Origin of the sequence: Rhizobium sp. BK212, assembly GCF_014197475.1 — a bacterium.
Taxonomy (GTDB): domain Bacteria; phylum Pseudomonadota; class Alphaproteobacteria; order Rhizobiales; family Rhizobiaceae; genus Rhizobium; species Rhizobium anhuiense.
In genome coordinates this window covers 445,905-463,150 of the sequence record NZ_JACIFS010000002.1, presented here as the reverse complement: position 1 = coordinate 463,150, position 17,246 = coordinate 445,905, and the positions used below count along the sequence as shown (strand labels likewise).

The window sequence follows — 17,246 nt, the reverse complement described above, 5'->3', positions numbered from 1 at the left end:
GTCCCGGCAAAATTGCCTTGCGGCAATTTTGCCGTATGATGGAGCGCACTTGCCGTGATATTCCGCCTTGAAAACAAGGTGGGACATGGCAGTCGATTTCAGCTTCATCATCATCGGACGCGGCATGATGGGTGCCGCCGCCGCACGGCATCTCTCCTCAATGGCCGACGGCATCGCGCTGATCGGCCCGCGCGAGCCGGAAGAGCGCAAGGCCCATCATGGCGTCTTCGCCAGCCATTACGACGAAGCCCGCATCACCCGCACCTTCGATGGCAATCTGGCCTGGGGAAGCTTCGCCGCCCGCGCGCTCGACCGCTACCGCGAGATCGAGGCAAAGAGCGGCATTTCCTTCTATTCTGAGGTCGGCTGCCTTTTTGCCGGCCCGACCCCGACGGATGAGCAGGACTATATCAACCGGGCGCTGTCCGTCAGCCGGACGCTCGGCAGCGATATCGAGACCATCGCGCCGTCGGAACTTCGCCAACGTTTTCCCTATCTTGCCATCGATCCTGATTTCACAGGATATTTCGAGCGCAGACGCGCCGGCTACATCAACCCACGGGCGCTGGTGCGGGCGCAGGTTACGCTTGCCGAACAGGGCGGCGTCTCGCTGATCGAGGCAATCGCGACATCCGTGCGTGATGCCGGTTCCCATGTCGAGGTGACAGCCGGCGGCAGATGCTACAACGCCGAGCGCGTGCTGGTGGCCGCCGGCGGTTTCAGCAATTTCCATGCCCTGCTGCCGCGTCCGGTCGATACCAGGGTCATGGCGCGCACGGTGGCCTTCTACGAGATCGGTGAACGCGAGATGGCTGTTTTCGCGGACATGCCGTCTACGATCGTGCTCGGTGACCGGGAAGAGGATCACATCTATATCCTGCCGCCGGTGCGTTATCCCGATGGCAAAACCTATCTGAAACTCGGCGGCGACACCGAGGCGCTTTCTTTCGAGCGGTTGGAGGATGCCGGCGCGTGGTTCCGTTCCGACGGCAGCGCCGCTGAGCGCGATCATCTCTCGCGTGTCGCCTTGCAGTTGATGCCGGAGCTTGCCGGCTGCCGCGTGACCTCGGCGCCCTGCGTGGCGAATTTCACGCCGACCGGTTATCCCTATGTAGGATATACGCAGTCGCCGCGTATTGCGGTGCTGACCGGCGGCAATTTCGTTGCGGCCAAATCCTCCGACGAACTCGGGCGCCTCGGAGCGGTGCTGCTGGCGGAAGGGCAGCTCGGGGATGAGGATTTCGGCCGCGAACTGACGCCCGTTTTCGCCTAGGAGGACATTATGGCAGTCGATTTCAAATATATCGTCGTCGGCCGCGGGCTGATGGGGGCGGCGGCGGCGCGGCATCTGGCGCGGCAGGCGGACGGCGTCGCGGTGATCGGCCCGGACGAACCTGGTGATCGCAAGGCGCATCAGGGCGTCTTCGCCAGCCACTACGACGAGGGGCGCATCACCCGCACCATCGATCCCGACCGCAATTGGGCGCTGCTCGCCAACCGCTCGATCGGCCGTTATGGCGAGATCGCCCGCGACAGCGGCATCGACTTCTATCGTGAGGTCGGCTGCGTCGTCGTCGCGCCGAGGGCAAGCGATTATCTCGAGAGAACCCGGCAGGCGGCCGTCTCGCTCGGCGTCGAGACCCGCCTTCTCGATGGAGCGGGCCTGAAGGCTGCCTTTCCCTTCTTCGCCTTTCCTGATGATGGCGCCGGTGTCTTCGAGGTGAGAGGGGCCGGCCATATCGGCCCGCGCAAGCTGGTGAAGGCGCAGTCGCTGCTGGCTGAAAAGGCGGGCGCCACCATTATTCGCAACCACGTCGTCTCGATCCGCAGCGAGGGCGGCTTTGCCGTCGTCAAGACATCAGGCGGCCTGACCTATCGTGCTGAAAAGGTGCTGCTGGCGGCGGGCGGATTTTCCATTGCCGAGAATCTGTTGTCGCGGCCGGTTGCCATGACGGTTTATGCCCGGACCGTGACGCTGTTCGAGGTGAGCGAGACGGAGGCGGCGCGCCTGGCCGCCATGCCGTCGCTCATTGTCGATACGCCCGACATCCATATCTACCTGCTGCCGCCGATCCTTTATCCCGACGGCAAATATTACCTGAAGATCGGTGGCGACCCTGACGATGTGACACTCGGTGACGATACGGAAATGCGTGCCTGGTTCAAGACGGAAGGGCGCGACAGCGTGCGCGCGCATCTGCAGCGCATCGTTGCCGGTCTGGTGCCTGATCTGGCGCCGCTTTCGATATCGACGGCGGCCTGCGTCGTGTCGCAGACGGAAAGCGGCTATCCGATGATCGGCTACACCTCGTCGCCTGAGATCGCGGTGTTGACGGGCTGCGCCGGCACGTCGGCCAAGAGCTCCGACGAAATCGGCCGGCTTGGGGCTGAGCTGCTTTTGTCGGGCAGAATCAGCGAACAAGGCTACTCCACGGATTTCACACCGCAATTTCGATAAATAATTTTTGATTTCGATAGCAATTGCCATCTCTCTCGTTTATGGGACCCCTGCCAGTTGGCCGGGCAGCCGCGCTTTACCAATGCCGAAAGGCGGTAGGGTGAGGAAAGTCCGGGCTCCACGGAAACACGGTGCCGGATAACGTCCGGCGAGGGCGACCTCAGGGAAAGTGCCACAGAAAGCAAACCGCCTGTCATGACAGGTAAGGGTGAAAGGGTGGGGTAAGAGCCCACCGCATCTCCGGCAACGGAAATGGCACGGTAAACCCCACCGGGAGCAAGACCGAATAGGGATGACGCGGCGGGCCGAAAGGCCTTCCGGCCGGTTTCCAGGCCAGTCATCCGGGTGGGTTGCGCGAGGCAGCGTGCGAGCGCTGTCCCAGAGGAATGGCTGCCACGTTCCGGTTCACGCCGGAGCCATACAGAACCCGGCTTACAGGCCAACTGGCGATTAACTTTTGTGGCGCGGAAAACCCACGATTTCAGACATCACTTCCATATAAGTCTCTGAAATCGAATGATTTCAAGCGGATGCTCATGCAACCCCGCGAGTGGAAATTCTTTTTGCGAAAGTGTGGTTGCGCGCCTCCTGCGGGAGGGTGATCCTAACCCTTTGTTAAACTTAACGGCTTATAAATTTTTGATCATGCGTCTATTGCAAAACGGGCGCATCCCATTGACGCCCATATGGTCCCATGCTATCCCAAATGCGCACTGCACCAGGGCAATCATTTGCCCATTCATCGCAAAGCAAAGGCGTCTTCCTCTCCGGAAGCGTCGGACGGGTTTTTGCTCATCCGGCTTGCGAAGCTGTGTCTGATATTGGGAGTTTCGGGCGTCTTTTTGTCCGGATCCCTGCGGGAACGGATGTTTCGTGTAATGAGCCGCTTCCTATCGAACGCGACCAACAGGATCGATGCCAAGGGCCGGGTTTCCGTGCCGTCGGCGTTCCGTTCCGTGCTGGCGCAGCGCAATGTCCAGGAGCTCTATTGCTTTCAGGATTTTGTGTTTCCGGCGATCAGCGTCGGCGGTCCGGATCTTCTCGAGAGATTCGAACGGCAGATTGCTGCGGAGGATCCGTTTTCGCCGGATGCGAACGAGATGTCGCTTCTCATTCATGGAGGCGGGGTCTTCATGAAGCTCGACGCCGAGGGGCGGCTGATGGTCACGGATTTCATTCGCGGCTTTACCGGCATCTCGGACGAAGTGACTTTCGTCGGTCGGGCGGATCATTTTCAGCTGTGGCAGCCGCAGGCTTTTGTGGCTGCGCAGGCGCAGGCACGAGGGGAACGCAAGCTGGCGGGCAAGCGTTCCTGAAAGAACGAGGAAACGGAATGGTGGCGAATCCTGGCGGAGGTTCAACTGATGCCGGTGGCGGATCGGTTCGTCACGTTCCCGTTCTTCTCGAAGAGGTCCTTACAGCGCTGGCGCCGGCTTCCGGCAAACTCATCCTCGACGGTACATTCGGTGCGGGCGGTTACAGCTCGGCCATCCTGGCGGCCGGCGCCGAGGTGATCGCGCTCGACCGCGACCCCACGGCGATTGCGGCTGGTCAAGCAATGGTCGCGGCCCATGGCGGCCGTCTCAAGCTTATTCATTCGCAGTTCTCGCATCTTGCCGATCATGCGCCGCGAGGCGGGCTCGACGGCGTCGTGCTCGATATCGGCGTCTCCTCCATGCAGATCGACGAGGCGGAACGCGGCTTCTCCTTCCAGAAAAACGGACCGCTCGACATGCGCATGTCGGCGACAGGCGTTTCGGCCGCCGATGTCGTCAACCGCGCCAAGGTCGCCGATCTCATCCGCATCTTCCATTTTCTCGGCGAGGAAAGCCAGGCGCCGCGCATCGCCCATGCGATCGAGAAGCGCCGCGCCGAAAAGCCGTTCGAAACGACACGCGATCTCGCCGGTCTCATCGAGCTCGTCACGCCGCGCAAGATGAAGGACAAGATCCATCCGGCAACGCGCGTCTTCCAGGCGCTGCGCATCTTCGTCAACGACGAGCTTGGCGAGCTGGCGCAAGCGCTGTTTGCGGCGGAGACGGCGCTGAAACCCGGCGGACGGCTCGTCGTCGTCACCTTTCATTCGCTCGAAGACCGCATCGTCAAGAAATTCTTCTCCGACCGCGCCGGCAAGGCGTCGGGTTCGCGGCATCTGCCGGTCGCGCATGAACGGGCGGCAACCTTTGCGGCCATCGGCAAGCCGATGGTTTCGGCAAGCGAGGCGGAGGCGGAGATCAATCCGCGCGCCCGCTCCGCCAAGCTGCGCGCCGGCCTGAGGACGGACGCTGCGGCCGAGGCCGCGGATATGTCGCTCTTCGGGTTTCCCAATCTTGCCAGCCTCGGAAAGCTTGGTGGTTGATATGCTGAAAACCTTCGATCTCGTGCTCATCGGCGTCATGACGGCCACCGCCGCCGTGACCTACACGATCAAACATCGCGCCGAATTGAAGCTCGAGGAGGTTCATCGCCTCGAAGCCGAGATCAAGCTCGAGAAGGATACGATCGACCTCCTCAAGGCCGACTGGGCGCTGCAATCGCAGCCGAACCGGCTGGAGCGGCTGGTCAAGGCCTATAATGACGAATTGCAGCTGCAGCCGACGGCGTCGACGGCGCTGGTGCATGCCAAGGAATTGCCGATGCTGAAATCCGAGGTTCCCGTGCCCGACGTGACGGAGGCCAAAGCCAACGGCGCGGCCGTGGCCAGCGCCAAAGGCGCGACTGGTACCTCCAAGATACAGCCCATTCCCCAGCCTGCGCCGCGTGGCGCGGCGGAGCCGCACGGCGCAGTGGCGCCTGATGGCGGGGCGGAGGACGACGCAGGCGCAGACGAGATCGAAACGGGGTCGGTGGAATAATGTCGTTTCTTTCCCGCATCATGGTTTTGAAGAGCCAGGCGCATTTCTCCGCCGGCGTCTATAACCGGTTCGGCGGTCCTTCGCCCGCCGGCCTGGCGATCGAGGGATCGCGCAAGAAAAAATCAGGACAGGCGAAAAGCCGCGTCGGCCTGCTGATTCTTGGCTTCATGGGTGTCTACGTCATTATCGGCGGACGTCTCGTCGAATATGCGATGAAGGATCAGGAGGTCGTCTCCAGCATCCTGCCGCCCGACCGGCTGATGGCCTCGCGCCCCGACATTCTCGACCGCAACGGCGAGGTGCTGGCGACCGACATCCGCACCGTCTCGCTGTTTGCCGAGCCCAACAAGATCGTCGATGCCGATGAGGCGGTCGAGAAACTTGCAACGGTGCTGCCCGAACTCGACGTCAGGGACACCTATAAGAAGCTCTCGGTCAAGACCTCGCATTTTGCCTGGCTGCGCCGGCAGCTGACGCCGAAGCAGCAGAGCCAGATCCTGGCGCTCGGCATTCCCGGCATCGGCTTCCGTCCGGAGAAGCGCCGTTTCTATCCGGGCGGCTCGACCGCCGCGCATATCCTTGGCTACGTCAACATCGACAACCGCGGCGTCGCCGGCATGGAGAAATATATCGACGACCAGGGACTTGCCGACCTCGCCTCGGTCGGCATGACCAGCGACCAGCCGCTCGAGCCGGTGCGGCTTTCGATCGACCTGCGCGTGCAGAACATCGTCCGCGACGCGGTCGTCAACGCCGTCAACAACTTCCAGTCCAAGGGGGCGGGAGCCGCCGTCATCGACGTGCACACGGGAGAAGTGCTGGCGATGGCGTCGGCGCCGGATTTCGATCCGAACGATCCGCAGGAAGGCGCCAAGGAAGGTTGGCTCAACCGGATGACCAACGGCACCTTCGAAATGGGTTCGACCTTCAAGACCTTTTCGCTGGCCATGGCGCTCGACACCGGCAAGGTCAAGATGACCGACAGTTTCGACGCCAGCAAATCGATCTATATCGGCGGCTTCACCATCCACGATTTTCACGGGCAGCGCCGCTGGCTGACCGTCCCCGAGATTTTCCAGTATTCTTCGAATATCGGTACGGCGCGCGTCATCGACATCGTCGGCATCGACGCGCAGAAGGACTATCTGACCAAGTTCGGCCTGTTGACGAAGATGCAGACCGAGCTGCCCGAAGTGAAGATGCCGAGCCAGCCGCGTGTCTGGAAGAAGATCAATTCGATCACGATTTCCTTTGGCCACGGCGTCTCGACGACAGCCCTGCAGACAGGGGTCGCCGCCGCCGCCCTCGTCAATGGCGGCAAGCTGATCGAGCCGACGTTCCTGCCGCGCACGCGCGAACAGGCCGATCAGATCGCCACGCAGGTGATCAAGAAGTCGACCAGCGACAACATCCGCTATCTCCTCGACTTCAACGGATACAAGGGATCCGGACGTGTCGCCCGCGTGCCGGGCTTTGCCGTCGGCAGCAAGACCGGTACCGCCGACAAGGTGGTGAACGGGCGTTATTCGGCGACGCTGAATTTCAATTCCTTCATTGCCGCATTCCCGATCAATGATCCCAGATACGCCGTGATCACCTTCTGCGACGAGCCGAAGACCGGTGAGAAGCAATATGGCGGAACGATCTCTGCCGGTACTGCCGGCCCGATCGCTCGTGAGATCATCAGCCGCGCAGCCCCCATTCTCGGCATCGAGCCGAAATTCGGGGAGGGCGGTTCGGCCTTGCTGGTGTCTTATTGAGTGTGAATGAATATCGACGCCGATTCGCGAGGGGTGAACCGGCTTCAAGAGAGAAAAGTGCATTCGATGAAATTGCGAGACCTGGCCGGAGATCAGTTTCCGGAACTTGAAGCACAGCTCGAAGGCCCGGCAGGCTTGATTGATATCTCAGGCCTGTCTTCGGATAGCCGCAAGGTGACGCCGGGCAATGCCTTCGTCGCAGTCGCCGGCACCAAGGCGGACGGCGTGGGTTTCATCGCGGATGCCGCCGGCCGCGGCGCTGTTGTCGCGATCGCCTCTCAAGCTATCGATGCTTCCATCCCGGTGCTTGCGGTCAAGGAACCGCGCCGCTTCCTTTCCATCGCCGCCTCGCGTTTCCACGGCAGGCAGCCCGATACCATGGTCGCCGTCACCGGCACGGCGGGCAAGACTTCCGTTGCCTCCTTCGTCAGGCAGATCTGGGCGCATGCGGGCCATGCGGCCGCGATGATCGGTACTACGGGGGTCGTCTCGCCGACGCGCAACGAATATGGCTCGCTGACGACGCCCGATCCGGTGTCGCTGCACGAGCTGCTGGCGGAACTCGCCGAAGAAGGCGTGACGCATGCCGCCATGGAAGCTTCCAGCCACGGCCTCGACCAGTGCCGGCTCGACGGCGTCAAGCTTGCCGCCGCCGCCTTCACCAATCTCGGCCGCGACCACATGGATTATCATCCGACCGTCGAGGCCTATATGGCCGCCAAGATGCGGCTTTTCGATACGCTGTTGCCGAAGGGGTCGCCGGCGGTGATCTTCGCCGACGATCCATGGTCGGCGCAGGCGATCAAGGCAGCGACCGATGCCGGTCACGACGTTCGTACCGTCGGGCGAAAGGGCAATTATCTTTCCTTGAAGCGCGTCGAGCACTTCCGCCACAAGCAGACGGCCGAGATCCATATCGGCAGCGAGATCTTCGAGGTGGACATTCCGCTGGCCGGCGATTTCCAGGTCGCCAACGCGCTTGTTGCGGCAGCGCTTGCCATGTCGACCGGCGTGGCCGCGAAGGTTGCGATGGCGGCGCTGGAGAAGCTCGTCGGCGCCTCCGGCCGTCTCGAACTCGTCGGTCATACGAAAGACGGCGCTCTCGCCTATGTCGACTACGCCCACAAGCCGGATGCACTGGAAAACGTGCTGGGCTCGGTCCGGCCCTTCACCACCGGCCGCGTCGTCGTCGTCTTCGGCTGCGGCGGCGATCGTGATCGCGGCAAGCGGCCGATCATGGGCGAAATCGCCTGCCGGCTTGCCGACGTCGTTATCGTCACCGACGACAATCCGCGTTCGGAGGAACCGGCTTCGATCCGGGCGGAGATCATGGCGGCAGCCGGCTGCGCCTCGGAAATCGCCGATCGCGCCACGGCGATCCGCGAGGCGGTCAGCATGCTGAGATCCGGCGATACGCTGATCGTCGCCGGCAAGGGGCATGAGGAGGGGCAGACGATCGGCGGCGTCACCTTGCCGTTTTCCGATCATGCGGAGGTGCGCAAGGCCTTGGAGGAACTGAAATCTTGAGCTGGCTCTGGACGACCGAAGACATGATCGCAGCGATGGCGGGGCGCCCCTTCGGCACTCTGCCCGAAGGCATCACCGGCATTTCCATCGACAGCCGCTCGATTACTCCAGGAGAGGCTTTCTTCGCGATCAAGGGCGATCGTGTCGACGGTCACGATTACGCGTCGATGGCGATGGCGAACGGTGCCTCCCTTCTTGTCGTCAGCGAGGCGAGGCTTCCGGCCATGGGTCGGCTGACGGTGCCGATGATCGTCGTGGAAGATGTGCTTGCGGCACTCGGCCGTCTCGGCCTTGCCTCGCGCGAGCGCTCGAAGGCCCGGATCATCGCGGTGACGGGATCTGTGGGCAAGACGACCACCAAGGAAATGCTGCGGCATGTGCTGTCGCCTTCCGGCAAGGTGCATGCTTCCGTCGCCTCCTTCAACAATCATTGGGGCGTGCCGCTGACGCTGGCGCGCATGCCTGCGGATACGGATTACGGCGTCTTCGAAGTCGGAATGAACCATCCTGGCGAGATCCGGCCGCTGGTGGCGATGATCCGTCCCGATGTCGCCATCATCACGACGATCGCGCCGGCGCATCTCGGCAATTTCAAGAACATCAAGGAAATCGCCGCCGCCAAGGCCGAGATCTTTGAAGGACTTGAACCCGGCGGCCATGTTGTGCTCAACCGCGACAACGACCAGTTCAATTTCCTCGACCGCACGGCGCAGTCGCTCGGCATCGAGCATATCCATTCCTTTGGCCAGCATGCCAAGGCCGAATTCCGGCTCGCAGAGTTCAATGGCTCCGACGAGAATTCGACGCTGTGGCTGACGATCGGCGGCGAGACGCTGGAGGTCGCGATCGGCGCGCCCGGCCGCCATATCGCCGAGAATGCGCTGGCAGCCCTCGGGGTCGTCAGGATCGTCGGCGCCGACATGGAGAAGGCGATCGAAGCGCTTGCGACGCTGAAGCCGGAAAAGGGCAGGGGCAAGCGCCACCGGCTTTCGATCGGCGGCGGCAGCTTCACGCTGATCGACGAGAGCTACAATGCCAATCCGGCCTCGATGCGTGCGGCGATCGCACTCTTGGCTGCCTCCGAGCCGACCGGCCGCGGACGCCGTATCGCCGTGCTCGGCGACATGCTGGAGATGGGCGACTATGCGCAGAAGGTCCATACCGACCTCGCCGTGCCGCTGCTTGCTGCCGGCATCGAATATGTCTGGCTCGCTGGAGCCGAGATGGCTGCGCTCAAGGAATCGCTGCCGGAGAGCGTCCATGTCGAATATCGCGAGAACACGAGCGAATTGACGGATTATGTATTGAACTCGGTCGCGCCAGGCGACGTGTTGATGGTGAAATCGTCTCTGGGCATCGGTTTCGGCAAGATCGTCGCCGCGCTCCTTGACAAGTTCCCGTCATTTGCCGACACGCAACGCGAACTTTGATCGGGTAAACAAGGGGCCCTGAATGCTGATCTGGCTTGTCGAACTGTCGGAATATTTCAAGTTTCTGAACCTGTTCAGATATATTACCTTCCGCACAGGGGCCGCTCTCTTCACCTCAGCGCTGATCGTCTTCCTGTTCGGACCGACGATCATCAACTCGCTGCGCATCCGGCAGGGCAAGGGCCAGCCGATCCGCGCCGACGGGCCGCAGACGCATTTCAAGAAGGCCGGCACGCCGACCATGGGCGGGCTGATGATCCTCGCCGGCATCGTCGGCGCGTCGCTGCTCTGGGCCGATCTTTCCAACGTCTACGTCGTCGCCACCTTGCTGGTGACGCTGGGCTTCGGTGCGATCGGCTTCTACGACGATTATCTGAAGGTCACGAAGCAGAGCCATATGGGCTTTTCCGGCAAGGCGCGTCTCGGCATCGAATTCGTCATTGCCGGCATCGCCGTCTATTTCATGATGCGCACCGCTCTTGCCTCGGGAATTGCCGGTTCGACCTTCGGCTCCTCGATCGCGTTTCCCTTCTTCAAGGACTTCATGATCAATATCGGCATCATGTTCGTCGTCTTCGGCGGTTTCGTCATCGTCGGCGCCGGCAATGCCGTCAACCTGACGGACGGCCTCGACGGGCTTGCCATCGTGCCTGTCATGATCGCCGCCGCCTCCTTCGGCGTCATCGCCTATCTCGCCGGCAACGTGGTGTTTGCCAACTACCTGCAGATCAATTTCGTGCCCGGCACCGGCGAGCTTGCCGTCGTGCTTGGCGCCGTCATCGGCGCCGGCCTCGGCTTTCTCTGGTTCAATGCGCCGCCGGCCGCCATCTTCATGGGTGACACCGGGTCGCTGGCGCTCGGCGGCACGATCGGCACCGTCGCCGTCGCCACCAAACACGAGATCGTCATGGCGATCATCGGCGGCCTCTTCGTCATCGAAACGCTTTCGGTCATCATCCAGGTCGGCTTCTTCAAGATGACCGGCCGGCGCGTCTTCCTGATGGCGCCGATCCATCATCACTTCGAGAAGAAGGGCTGGACCGAAAGCCAGGTGGTGATCCGCTTCTGGATCGTCGCCGTCGGCCTTGCCATGCTCGGCCTCTCGACGCTGAAGCTGCGGTGAGGCGGCGATGATCCCGGTCACGACGCTCAAGGACAGGAAGGTCGCGCTCTTCGGGCTCGGCGGCTCCGGCTTTGCCACCGCCCGGGCTCTGATATCAGGCGGCGCCGATGTGACCGCCTGGGACGACAATCCCGACAGCGTCGCCAAGGCCGCGGCCGAAGGCATCCGGACGGAAGACCTGCACACCATCGATTGGAGCCAGCAGGCGCTGTTCGTGCTGTCGCCCGGCGTGCCGCTCACCCATCCGAAGCCGCATTGGACCGTCGATCTTGCGCGCGCGGCGGGCGTCGATATCGTCGGCGATGTCGAGCTCTTCGTGCGCGAGCGCCGCGTCCATGCGCCCGATTGCCCCTTCATCGCCATAACAGGCACCAACGGCAAGTCGACCACCACGGCGCTGATCGCCCATATCCTGAAATCATCAGGCTACGACACGCAGCTCGGCGGTAATATCGGCACGGCCGTGCTGACGCTCGATCCGCCGAAGACCGGGCGCTACTACGTCGTCGAATGCTCCTCCTACCAGATCGATCTGGCGCCGACGCTGAACCCTTCGGCCGGAATCCTGCTCAACCTGACGCCCGATCATCTCGACCGTCACGGCACGATGCAGCATTATGCCGATATCAAGGAACGGCTGGTCGCCGGCAGCGATGTCGCGATCGTCGGTGCCGACGACAGCCATTCTGTCTTGATCGCCGACCGCGTCGAGCGGGCGGGTGTCAAGGTGGTCCGCATTTCGCGCCGGAACGTGGTGGCTGACGGCATTTATGCCGAGGGCACGAGGCTCATCCAGGCCGCCGGCGGCGCCATGCTGCCTTTCGCCGATCTCGACGGCATCCAGACGCTGCGCGGCAGCCATAATGCGCAGAATGCCGCCGCCGCCGTCGCCGCCTGCCTTGCCGTGGGAGTTTCCGCCGCCGACATCCGCGCCGGGCTCGCCTCGTTTCCGGGACTGAAACACCGCATGCAGCCGGTCGGCCAGCGTGGCCGCGTCGTTTTCGTCAACGATTCCAAAGCCACCAATGCCGATGCCGCCGCACCCGCGCTCTCGAGCTACGATCGCATCTACTGGATCGCCGGCGGTCTGCCGAAGGCAGGTGGCATTACGACGCTTGCTCCCTATTTTCCACGCATCGCCAAGGCCTATCTGATTGGTGAGGCGGCGGCGGAATTCGCTGCGACGCTCGGCGAGGCCGTGCCTTACGAGATCTCGGGTACGCTGGAGCGCGCCGTCGCGCACGCTGCAGCCGATGCCGAGCGCGACGAAAGCGGTGCTTCGGCCGTGATGTTATCCCCGGCTTGCGCAAGCTTCGATCAGTATAAGAATTTCGAAGTCAGGGGCGATGCCTTCGTCGGCCACGTGGCAGCGCTTGACGGGATTGCGATGCTGATCGGTCCGGCAACAGGAGAGAAATGACATGGTAAGCCGTGCGGAGCGTGGGCCTCTGGCCGATTGGTTCTGGACCATCGACCGCTTCTTCCTGGCGATGTTCATCTTCCTGATGGGCATCGGTTTCATGCTGTCGTTCGCGGCTTCTCCGGCGGTTGCCGAGCGCATCGGGCTCGAACCCTTCCATTTCGTCAAGCGCCACGCAGCCTTCATGATCCCCTCGATCGCCGTCATGCTCGGGCTGTCGTTCCTGACGCCACGCCAGGTGCGGCGAACCGCGATCCTGATCCTGATCATCTCGATCGCCATGATGGTGCTGGTGCTGTTCGTCGGCCAGGAGGTCAAGGGCGGCAGGCGCTGGATCTGGATCGCTGGCCTTTCCATCCAGCCGTCGGAATTCATGAAGCCGGCCTTCGTCGTCGTCTGCGCCTGGCTGTTTGCCGAACATGCGCGCCAGCCGGAAATCCCCGGCAATCTCTTCGCCATCATCCTGTTCGGCATCGTCGCCGCCCTTCTCATCGCGCAACCCGACCTCGGCCAGACCATCCTGACGACGGCCGTCTGGGGCGGGATGTTCTTCATGGCCGGCATGCCGTGGATCTGGATCATGCTGCTCGGCATCGGGGGCGCCGGCGGCCTGCTCAGCGCCTATTACGTCTTCCCGCACGTCGCCGGCCGAATAGACAAGTTCATGACCGGCGAGGGGGACACGTTCCAGATCGATACCGCCCGCGAAGCGATCATCCGCGGCAGCTGGTTCGGCCAGGGACCGGGCGAAGGTATCGTCAAGCGCATCATCCCGGATGCCCATACCGACTTCATCTTCTCGGTCGCGGCCGAGGAGTTCGGCATCGTCTTCTGCATGGCGCTCGTTGCGCTGTTTACCGTGCTGGTCTTGCGCGGCCTCTCGCATGCCTATCGCGAGCGCAACGATTTCAACCGTTTCGCCGTCGCCGGCCTGGTGCTGCAGATGGGCATCCAGTCGATCATCAATATCGGCGTCAATCTCGAACTGCTGCCGGCCAAGGGCATGACGCTGCCGCTGATTTCCTACGGTGGCTCGTCCATGGTGGCGATCTGCGTCACTGCCGGCTTCATTCTGGCGCTGACGCGCCATCGACCGGAAAAACGTGCGCAGGACCGGAGCCTCTTCCGCGTCCCGCACGGCATGCCGGCGGAGTAGAGGACCATGAGTAAAGGCATCGTGCTGCTTGCCGCCGGGGGAACCGGCGGCCATGTATTCCCGGCTGAGGCGCTGGCCTTCAAGCTGAAGGAGCGCGGCTATTCGGTGCATCTCGTCACGGATAGCCGGGCCGAGCGTTACGCCGGCAAGTTCCCGGCCGAGGAAATCCATGTCGTGCCGTCGGCGACGATCGGCTCGAAGAACCCGGTTGCCGTCGCCCGTTCGCTGTGGACCCTGTGGAGCGGCATGCGCGCGGCGAAGAAGCTGATCCAGCGGCTGCGGCCTGTGATCGTCGTCGGTTTCGGCGGTTATCCCACCGTGCCGCCGCTGCTTGCCGCCACCCGGCTCGGCGTGCCCTCGATGATCCATGAGCAGAACGCCGTGATGGGCCGCGCCAACAAGGCCTTAGCAACCCGCGTGCAGGCCATCGCCGGCGGTTTTCTGCCCGAAGGCGGCGCCGCTTTCCCGGACAAGACGGTGACCACGGGCAATCCGGTCCGCCCGGCGATCATCGCCGCGGCCGAGGTACCTTACACGCCATCGCATCCCGGTGAGGCCTTCAACCTCGTCGTCTTCGGCGGCAGCCAGGGCGCGCAATATTTCTCCAAGGCGCTGCCGACGGCGATCAGCCTGCTCGACGATGCGCTTCGCGTGCGGCTGCGTATCACCCAGCAGGTGCGTCCCGAAGATATGGAAATGGTCAGCGGCTGCGTCGCCAAGCTGGAGATGGGGGCCGATATCGCTCCCTTCTTCACCGACATGGCCGAACGGCTGGCGAAAGCGCATCTCGTCATCTGCCGTTCGGGCGCCTCGACGGTTTCGGAAATCTCGGTCATCGGCCGGCCGGCGGTGCTCGTGCCTTACCCGCATGCTCTCGATCACGATCAGGCGGCCAATGCCGCAGCACTCGCTGCGACCGGCGGGGCGAAGGTGATTGCCCAGTCGGAACTATCGCCGGAGAAAATCGCGGCGATCCTGACGGCTGTCATGAACGATCCGGAAAAGCTTTCGCACATGGCAGCGGCGGCGAAACTCGCCGGCAAACCCGATGCCGCGAACTTGCTTGCCGACATGGTTGAGGCTATTGCCGCCGGACGGACAATTGCGGAATTCAAGAGGACACGCGCATGAAACTGCCAAAGGCGATCGGTCTCGTCCATTTCATCGGCATTGGCGGCATCGGCATGAGCGGCATTGCCGAGGTGCTGCACAATCTCGGCCACAAGGTGCAGGGATCGGACCAGGCCGACAGCGCCAATGTCCAGCGCCTGCGCGAGAAGGGCATCGAGGTGTCCGTCGGCCATCGGGCGGAAAACCTGGGTGACGCCGAAGTCGTCGTCGTCTCGACGGCGATCAAGAAGAGCAATCCGGAGCTCATCGCCGCGCGCGAAAAGCTGCTGCCGGTGGTGCGCCGCGCCGAAATGCTGGCAGAGCTCATGCGCTTCCGCAATGCGATCGCCATCGGCGGCACGCATGGCAAGACGACGACCACCTCGCTGGTCGCGACGCTGCTCGAAGCCGGCGGGCTCGACCCGACCGTCATCAATGGCGGCATCATCAACGCCTACGGCACCAATGCCCGCATGGGCGAGGGCGAGTGGATGGTGGTCGAGGCCGATGAATCGGACGGCACCTTCCTGAAGCTTCCGGCCGATGTCGCCGTCATCACCAATATCGACCCGGAACATCTCGACCATTACGGCAATTTCGATGCGGTGCGCGCCGCCTTCCGGCAGTTCGTCGAGAATGTGCCGTTCTACGGTTTCGGCGTCATGTGCCTCGACCATCCGGAGGTGCAGTCGCTGGTCGGCCGCATCGAGGACCGCAAGATCATCACCTATGGCGAGAATCCGCAGGCCGACGTGCGCTTCACGAATGTGCGCATCGACGGCACGCGCTCGATCTTCGACGTCGAAATCCGCCGCCGCCGCACCGGCCAGGTGATCGAGCTCAAGGGGCTGGTCATGCCGATGCCCGGCCGGCATAATATTTCCAACGCCACGGCGGCGATTGCCGTTGCCAACCGGCTCGGCATATCGAGCGCCGATATCGCCAAGGGGCTTGCTTCCTTCGGCGGCGTCAAGCGGCGCTTCACGCTGACCGGCGAATGGAACGGAGTGCAGATCTTCGACGATTACGGCCACCATCCCGTCGAGATCAAGGCGGTGCTGCGCGCTGCCCGCGAAGCCTGCAAGGGGCGCATCATCGCGGTTCACCAGCCGCACCGTTATAGCCGTCTTGCCAGCCTCTTCGAGGAATTCGCCGCCTGCTTCAACGATGCCGACAGCATCTTCCTCGCGCCTGTTTACGCAGCGGGCGAGGATCCGATCGAGGGTATCGATTCCGTGTCGCTGGTTTCGCGCATAAAATCGGGCGGCCATCGCGACGCCCGCTTTCTCACCTCGGCGGAACTTCTGCCTCAGATGGTCTCGGAGGTTGCAAAGCCTGGCGATTTCGTGGTTCTGTTGGGGGCTGGGAGCATCACATCCTGGGCAGCGGCGCTGCCCAAACAACTGGAAGGCCTTTCGGGAAAGTCCGTATGAAACAGGTGAATGGGGAAAAGCTTCTCGCGTCTCTCGGAGACGGTGTAAAGGATATCCGCGGCCGTATCACGCCGGATGCCCCCATGGACCGCGTCACCTGGTTCAGGGCCGGCGGCCTGGCCGAACTGATGTTCCAGCCGCATGACATCGACGATCTCATCGCCTTCCTGAAAATATTGCCGGAAGAGGTGCCGCTGACCGTGGTCGGCGTCGGCTCCAACATCCTGGTTCGCGACGGCGGCATTCCCGGCGTCGTGCTGCGCCTGTCCGCCAAGGGGTTCGGCTTCGTCGAGCTTGCCGGCGAAAACCGCATCCTGGCCGGCGCCATCTGCCCTGATAAACATGTGGCGGCGATGGCAATGGATAACGGTATCGGCGGCTTCCATTTCTTCTACGGCATTCCGGGCAGCATCGGCGGCGCGGCGCGGATGAATGCCGGCGCCAACGGCGTGGAAACGCGCGAGCGGCTGATCGAGGTCCATGCATTGGATCGCAAAGGCAACAAGCATGTGCTCAGCAATGCCGAGATGGGTTATTCCTATCGCCATTCGACCGCATCCAGCGAGTTGATCTTCACCTCCGTGCTGTTCGAGGGCTATCCGGAAGAGCGGGCGCAGATTCGTGCCGAGATGGATGCTGTGCGCAATCACCGCGAGACGGTGCAGCCGGTGCGCGAAAAGACCGGCGGCTCGACCTTCAAGAACCCGCCTGGCCATTCGGCCTGGAAGCTGATCGACGAGGCAGGCTGCCGCGGCCTCGTCATCGGCGGAGCACAGATGTCGTCGCTTCACTGCAACTTCATGATCAATATGGGGCAGGCGACCGGCTACGATCTCGAATATCTCGGCGAACAGGTGCGCCGCGAAGTCTTCGAGAAAGAGGGCATCAAGCTCGAGTGGGAAATCAAACGCTTCGGCGTCTTCATGCCCGGCCGGGAAGTGCGCCCGTTCCAGGGCGTCACGAGCGAATAACGG

General features: G+C 62.8%; 14 protein-coding genes and 1 other RNA gene. All 15 read left to right on the top strand.

What is annotated here, in order from left to right:
• Positions 1–85 precede the first annotated feature (85 nt).
• Positions 86–1,273 (top strand): FAD-binding oxidoreductase, encoded by a 1,188-nt coding sequence (locus FHT79_RS07290; RefSeq protein WP_183903168.1) that lies wholly within the window; start codon positions 86–88, stop codon positions 1,271–1,273.
• A 9-nt stretch (positions 1,274–1,282) separates the two neighbouring features.
• Positions 1,283–2,458: an FAD-binding oxidoreductase gene (locus FHT79_RS07285; RefSeq protein WP_183903167.1), complete on the top strand. Its 1,176-nt coding sequence runs from the start codon at positions 1,283–1,285 to the stop codon at positions 2,456–2,458.
• A 53-nt stretch (positions 2,459–2,511) separates the two neighbouring features.
• Positions 2,512–2,909, top strand: an RNA gene (gene rnpB / locus FHT79_RS07280) — RNase P RNA component class A.
• 427 nt (positions 2,910–3,336) lie between these two features.
• A complete protein-coding gene (mraZ, locus tag FHT79_RS07275; protein WP_024320776.1) occupies positions 3,337–3,774 on the top strand; it encodes a division/cell wall cluster transcriptional repressor MraZ in 438 nt (145 codons plus the stop codon).
• A gap of 17 nt (positions 3,775–3,791) precedes the next feature.
• Positions 3,792–4,817, top strand: coding sequence for a 16S rRNA (cytosine(1402)-N(4))-methyltransferase RsmH (rsmH, locus tag FHT79_RS07270; RefSeq protein ID WP_183903166.1), 1,026 nt, complete (start codon positions 3,792–3,794; stop codon positions 4,815–4,817).
• Position 4,818: 1 nt separating this feature from the next.
• Positions 4,819–5,313 carry a hypothetical protein gene (locus tag FHT79_RS07265; RefSeq protein WP_183903319.1) on the top strand — a complete coding sequence of 165 codons (495 nt, stop codon included), beginning with the start codon at positions 4,819–4,821 and terminating at the stop codon, positions 5,311–5,313.
• Entirely contained in the window at positions 5,313–7,073 is a 1,761-nt protein-coding gene (locus FHT79_RS07260; protein ID WP_047610954.1) for a penicillin-binding protein 2, read from the top strand. The genes FHT79_RS07265 and FHT79_RS07260 overlap by 1 nt, the downstream gene beginning before the upstream one ends.
• A gap of 6 nt (positions 7,074–7,079) precedes the next feature.
• A complete protein-coding gene (locus tag FHT79_RS07255) occupies positions 7,080–8,600 on the top strand; it encodes a UDP-N-acetylmuramoyl-L-alanyl-D-glutamate--2,6-diaminopimelate ligase (protein ID WP_183903165.1) in 1,521 nt (506 codons plus the stop codon).
• Positions 8,597–10,030 (top strand): UDP-N-acetylmuramoylalanyl-D-glutamyl-2,6-diaminopimelate--D-alanyl-D-alanine ligase, encoded by a 1,434-nt coding sequence (locus FHT79_RS07250; protein WP_063474587.1) that lies wholly within the window; start codon positions 8,597–8,599, stop codon positions 10,028–10,030. The genes FHT79_RS07255 and FHT79_RS07250 overlap by 4 nt, the downstream gene beginning before the upstream one ends.
• A gap of 22 nt (positions 10,031–10,052) precedes the next feature.
• Positions 10,053–11,153, top strand: coding sequence for a phospho-N-acetylmuramoyl-pentapeptide-transferase (mraY, locus tag FHT79_RS07245; protein WP_003541415.1), 1,101 nt, complete (start codon positions 10,053–10,055; stop codon positions 11,151–11,153).
• A 7-nt stretch (positions 11,154–11,160) separates the two neighbouring features.
• Positions 11,161–12,573 carry a UDP-N-acetylmuramoyl-L-alanine--D-glutamate ligase gene (gene murD / locus FHT79_RS07240; protein WP_183903164.1) on the top strand — a complete coding sequence of 471 codons (1,413 nt, stop codon included), beginning with the start codon at positions 11,161–11,163 and terminating at the stop codon, positions 12,571–12,573.
• A gap of 1 nt (position 12,574) precedes the next feature.
• Complete coding sequence (gene ftsW, locus FHT79_RS07235; protein WP_047610942.1) at positions 12,575–13,729, top strand: putative lipid II flippase FtsW; 1,155 nt, start codon at positions 12,575–12,577, stop codon at positions 13,727–13,729.
• A gap of 6 nt (positions 13,730–13,735) precedes the next feature.
• Positions 13,736–14,860: an undecaprenyldiphospho-muramoylpentapeptide beta-N-acetylglucosaminyltransferase gene (gene murG / locus FHT79_RS07230; protein ID WP_047610941.1), complete on the top strand. Its 1,125-nt coding sequence runs from the start codon at positions 13,736–13,738 to the stop codon at positions 14,858–14,860.
• Positions 14,857–16,272, top strand: coding sequence for a UDP-N-acetylmuramate--L-alanine ligase (murC, locus tag FHT79_RS07225; RefSeq protein ID WP_063474589.1), 1,416 nt, complete (start codon positions 14,857–14,859; stop codon positions 16,270–16,272). The genes murG and murC overlap by 4 nt, the downstream gene beginning before the upstream one ends.
• A complete protein-coding gene (murB, locus tag FHT79_RS07220; protein WP_063474590.1) occupies positions 16,269–17,243 on the top strand; it encodes a UDP-N-acetylmuramate dehydrogenase in 975 nt (324 codons plus the stop codon). Before murC ends, murB begins: the two co-directional genes overlap by 4 nt.
• Positions 17,244–17,246 lie beyond the last annotated feature (3 nt).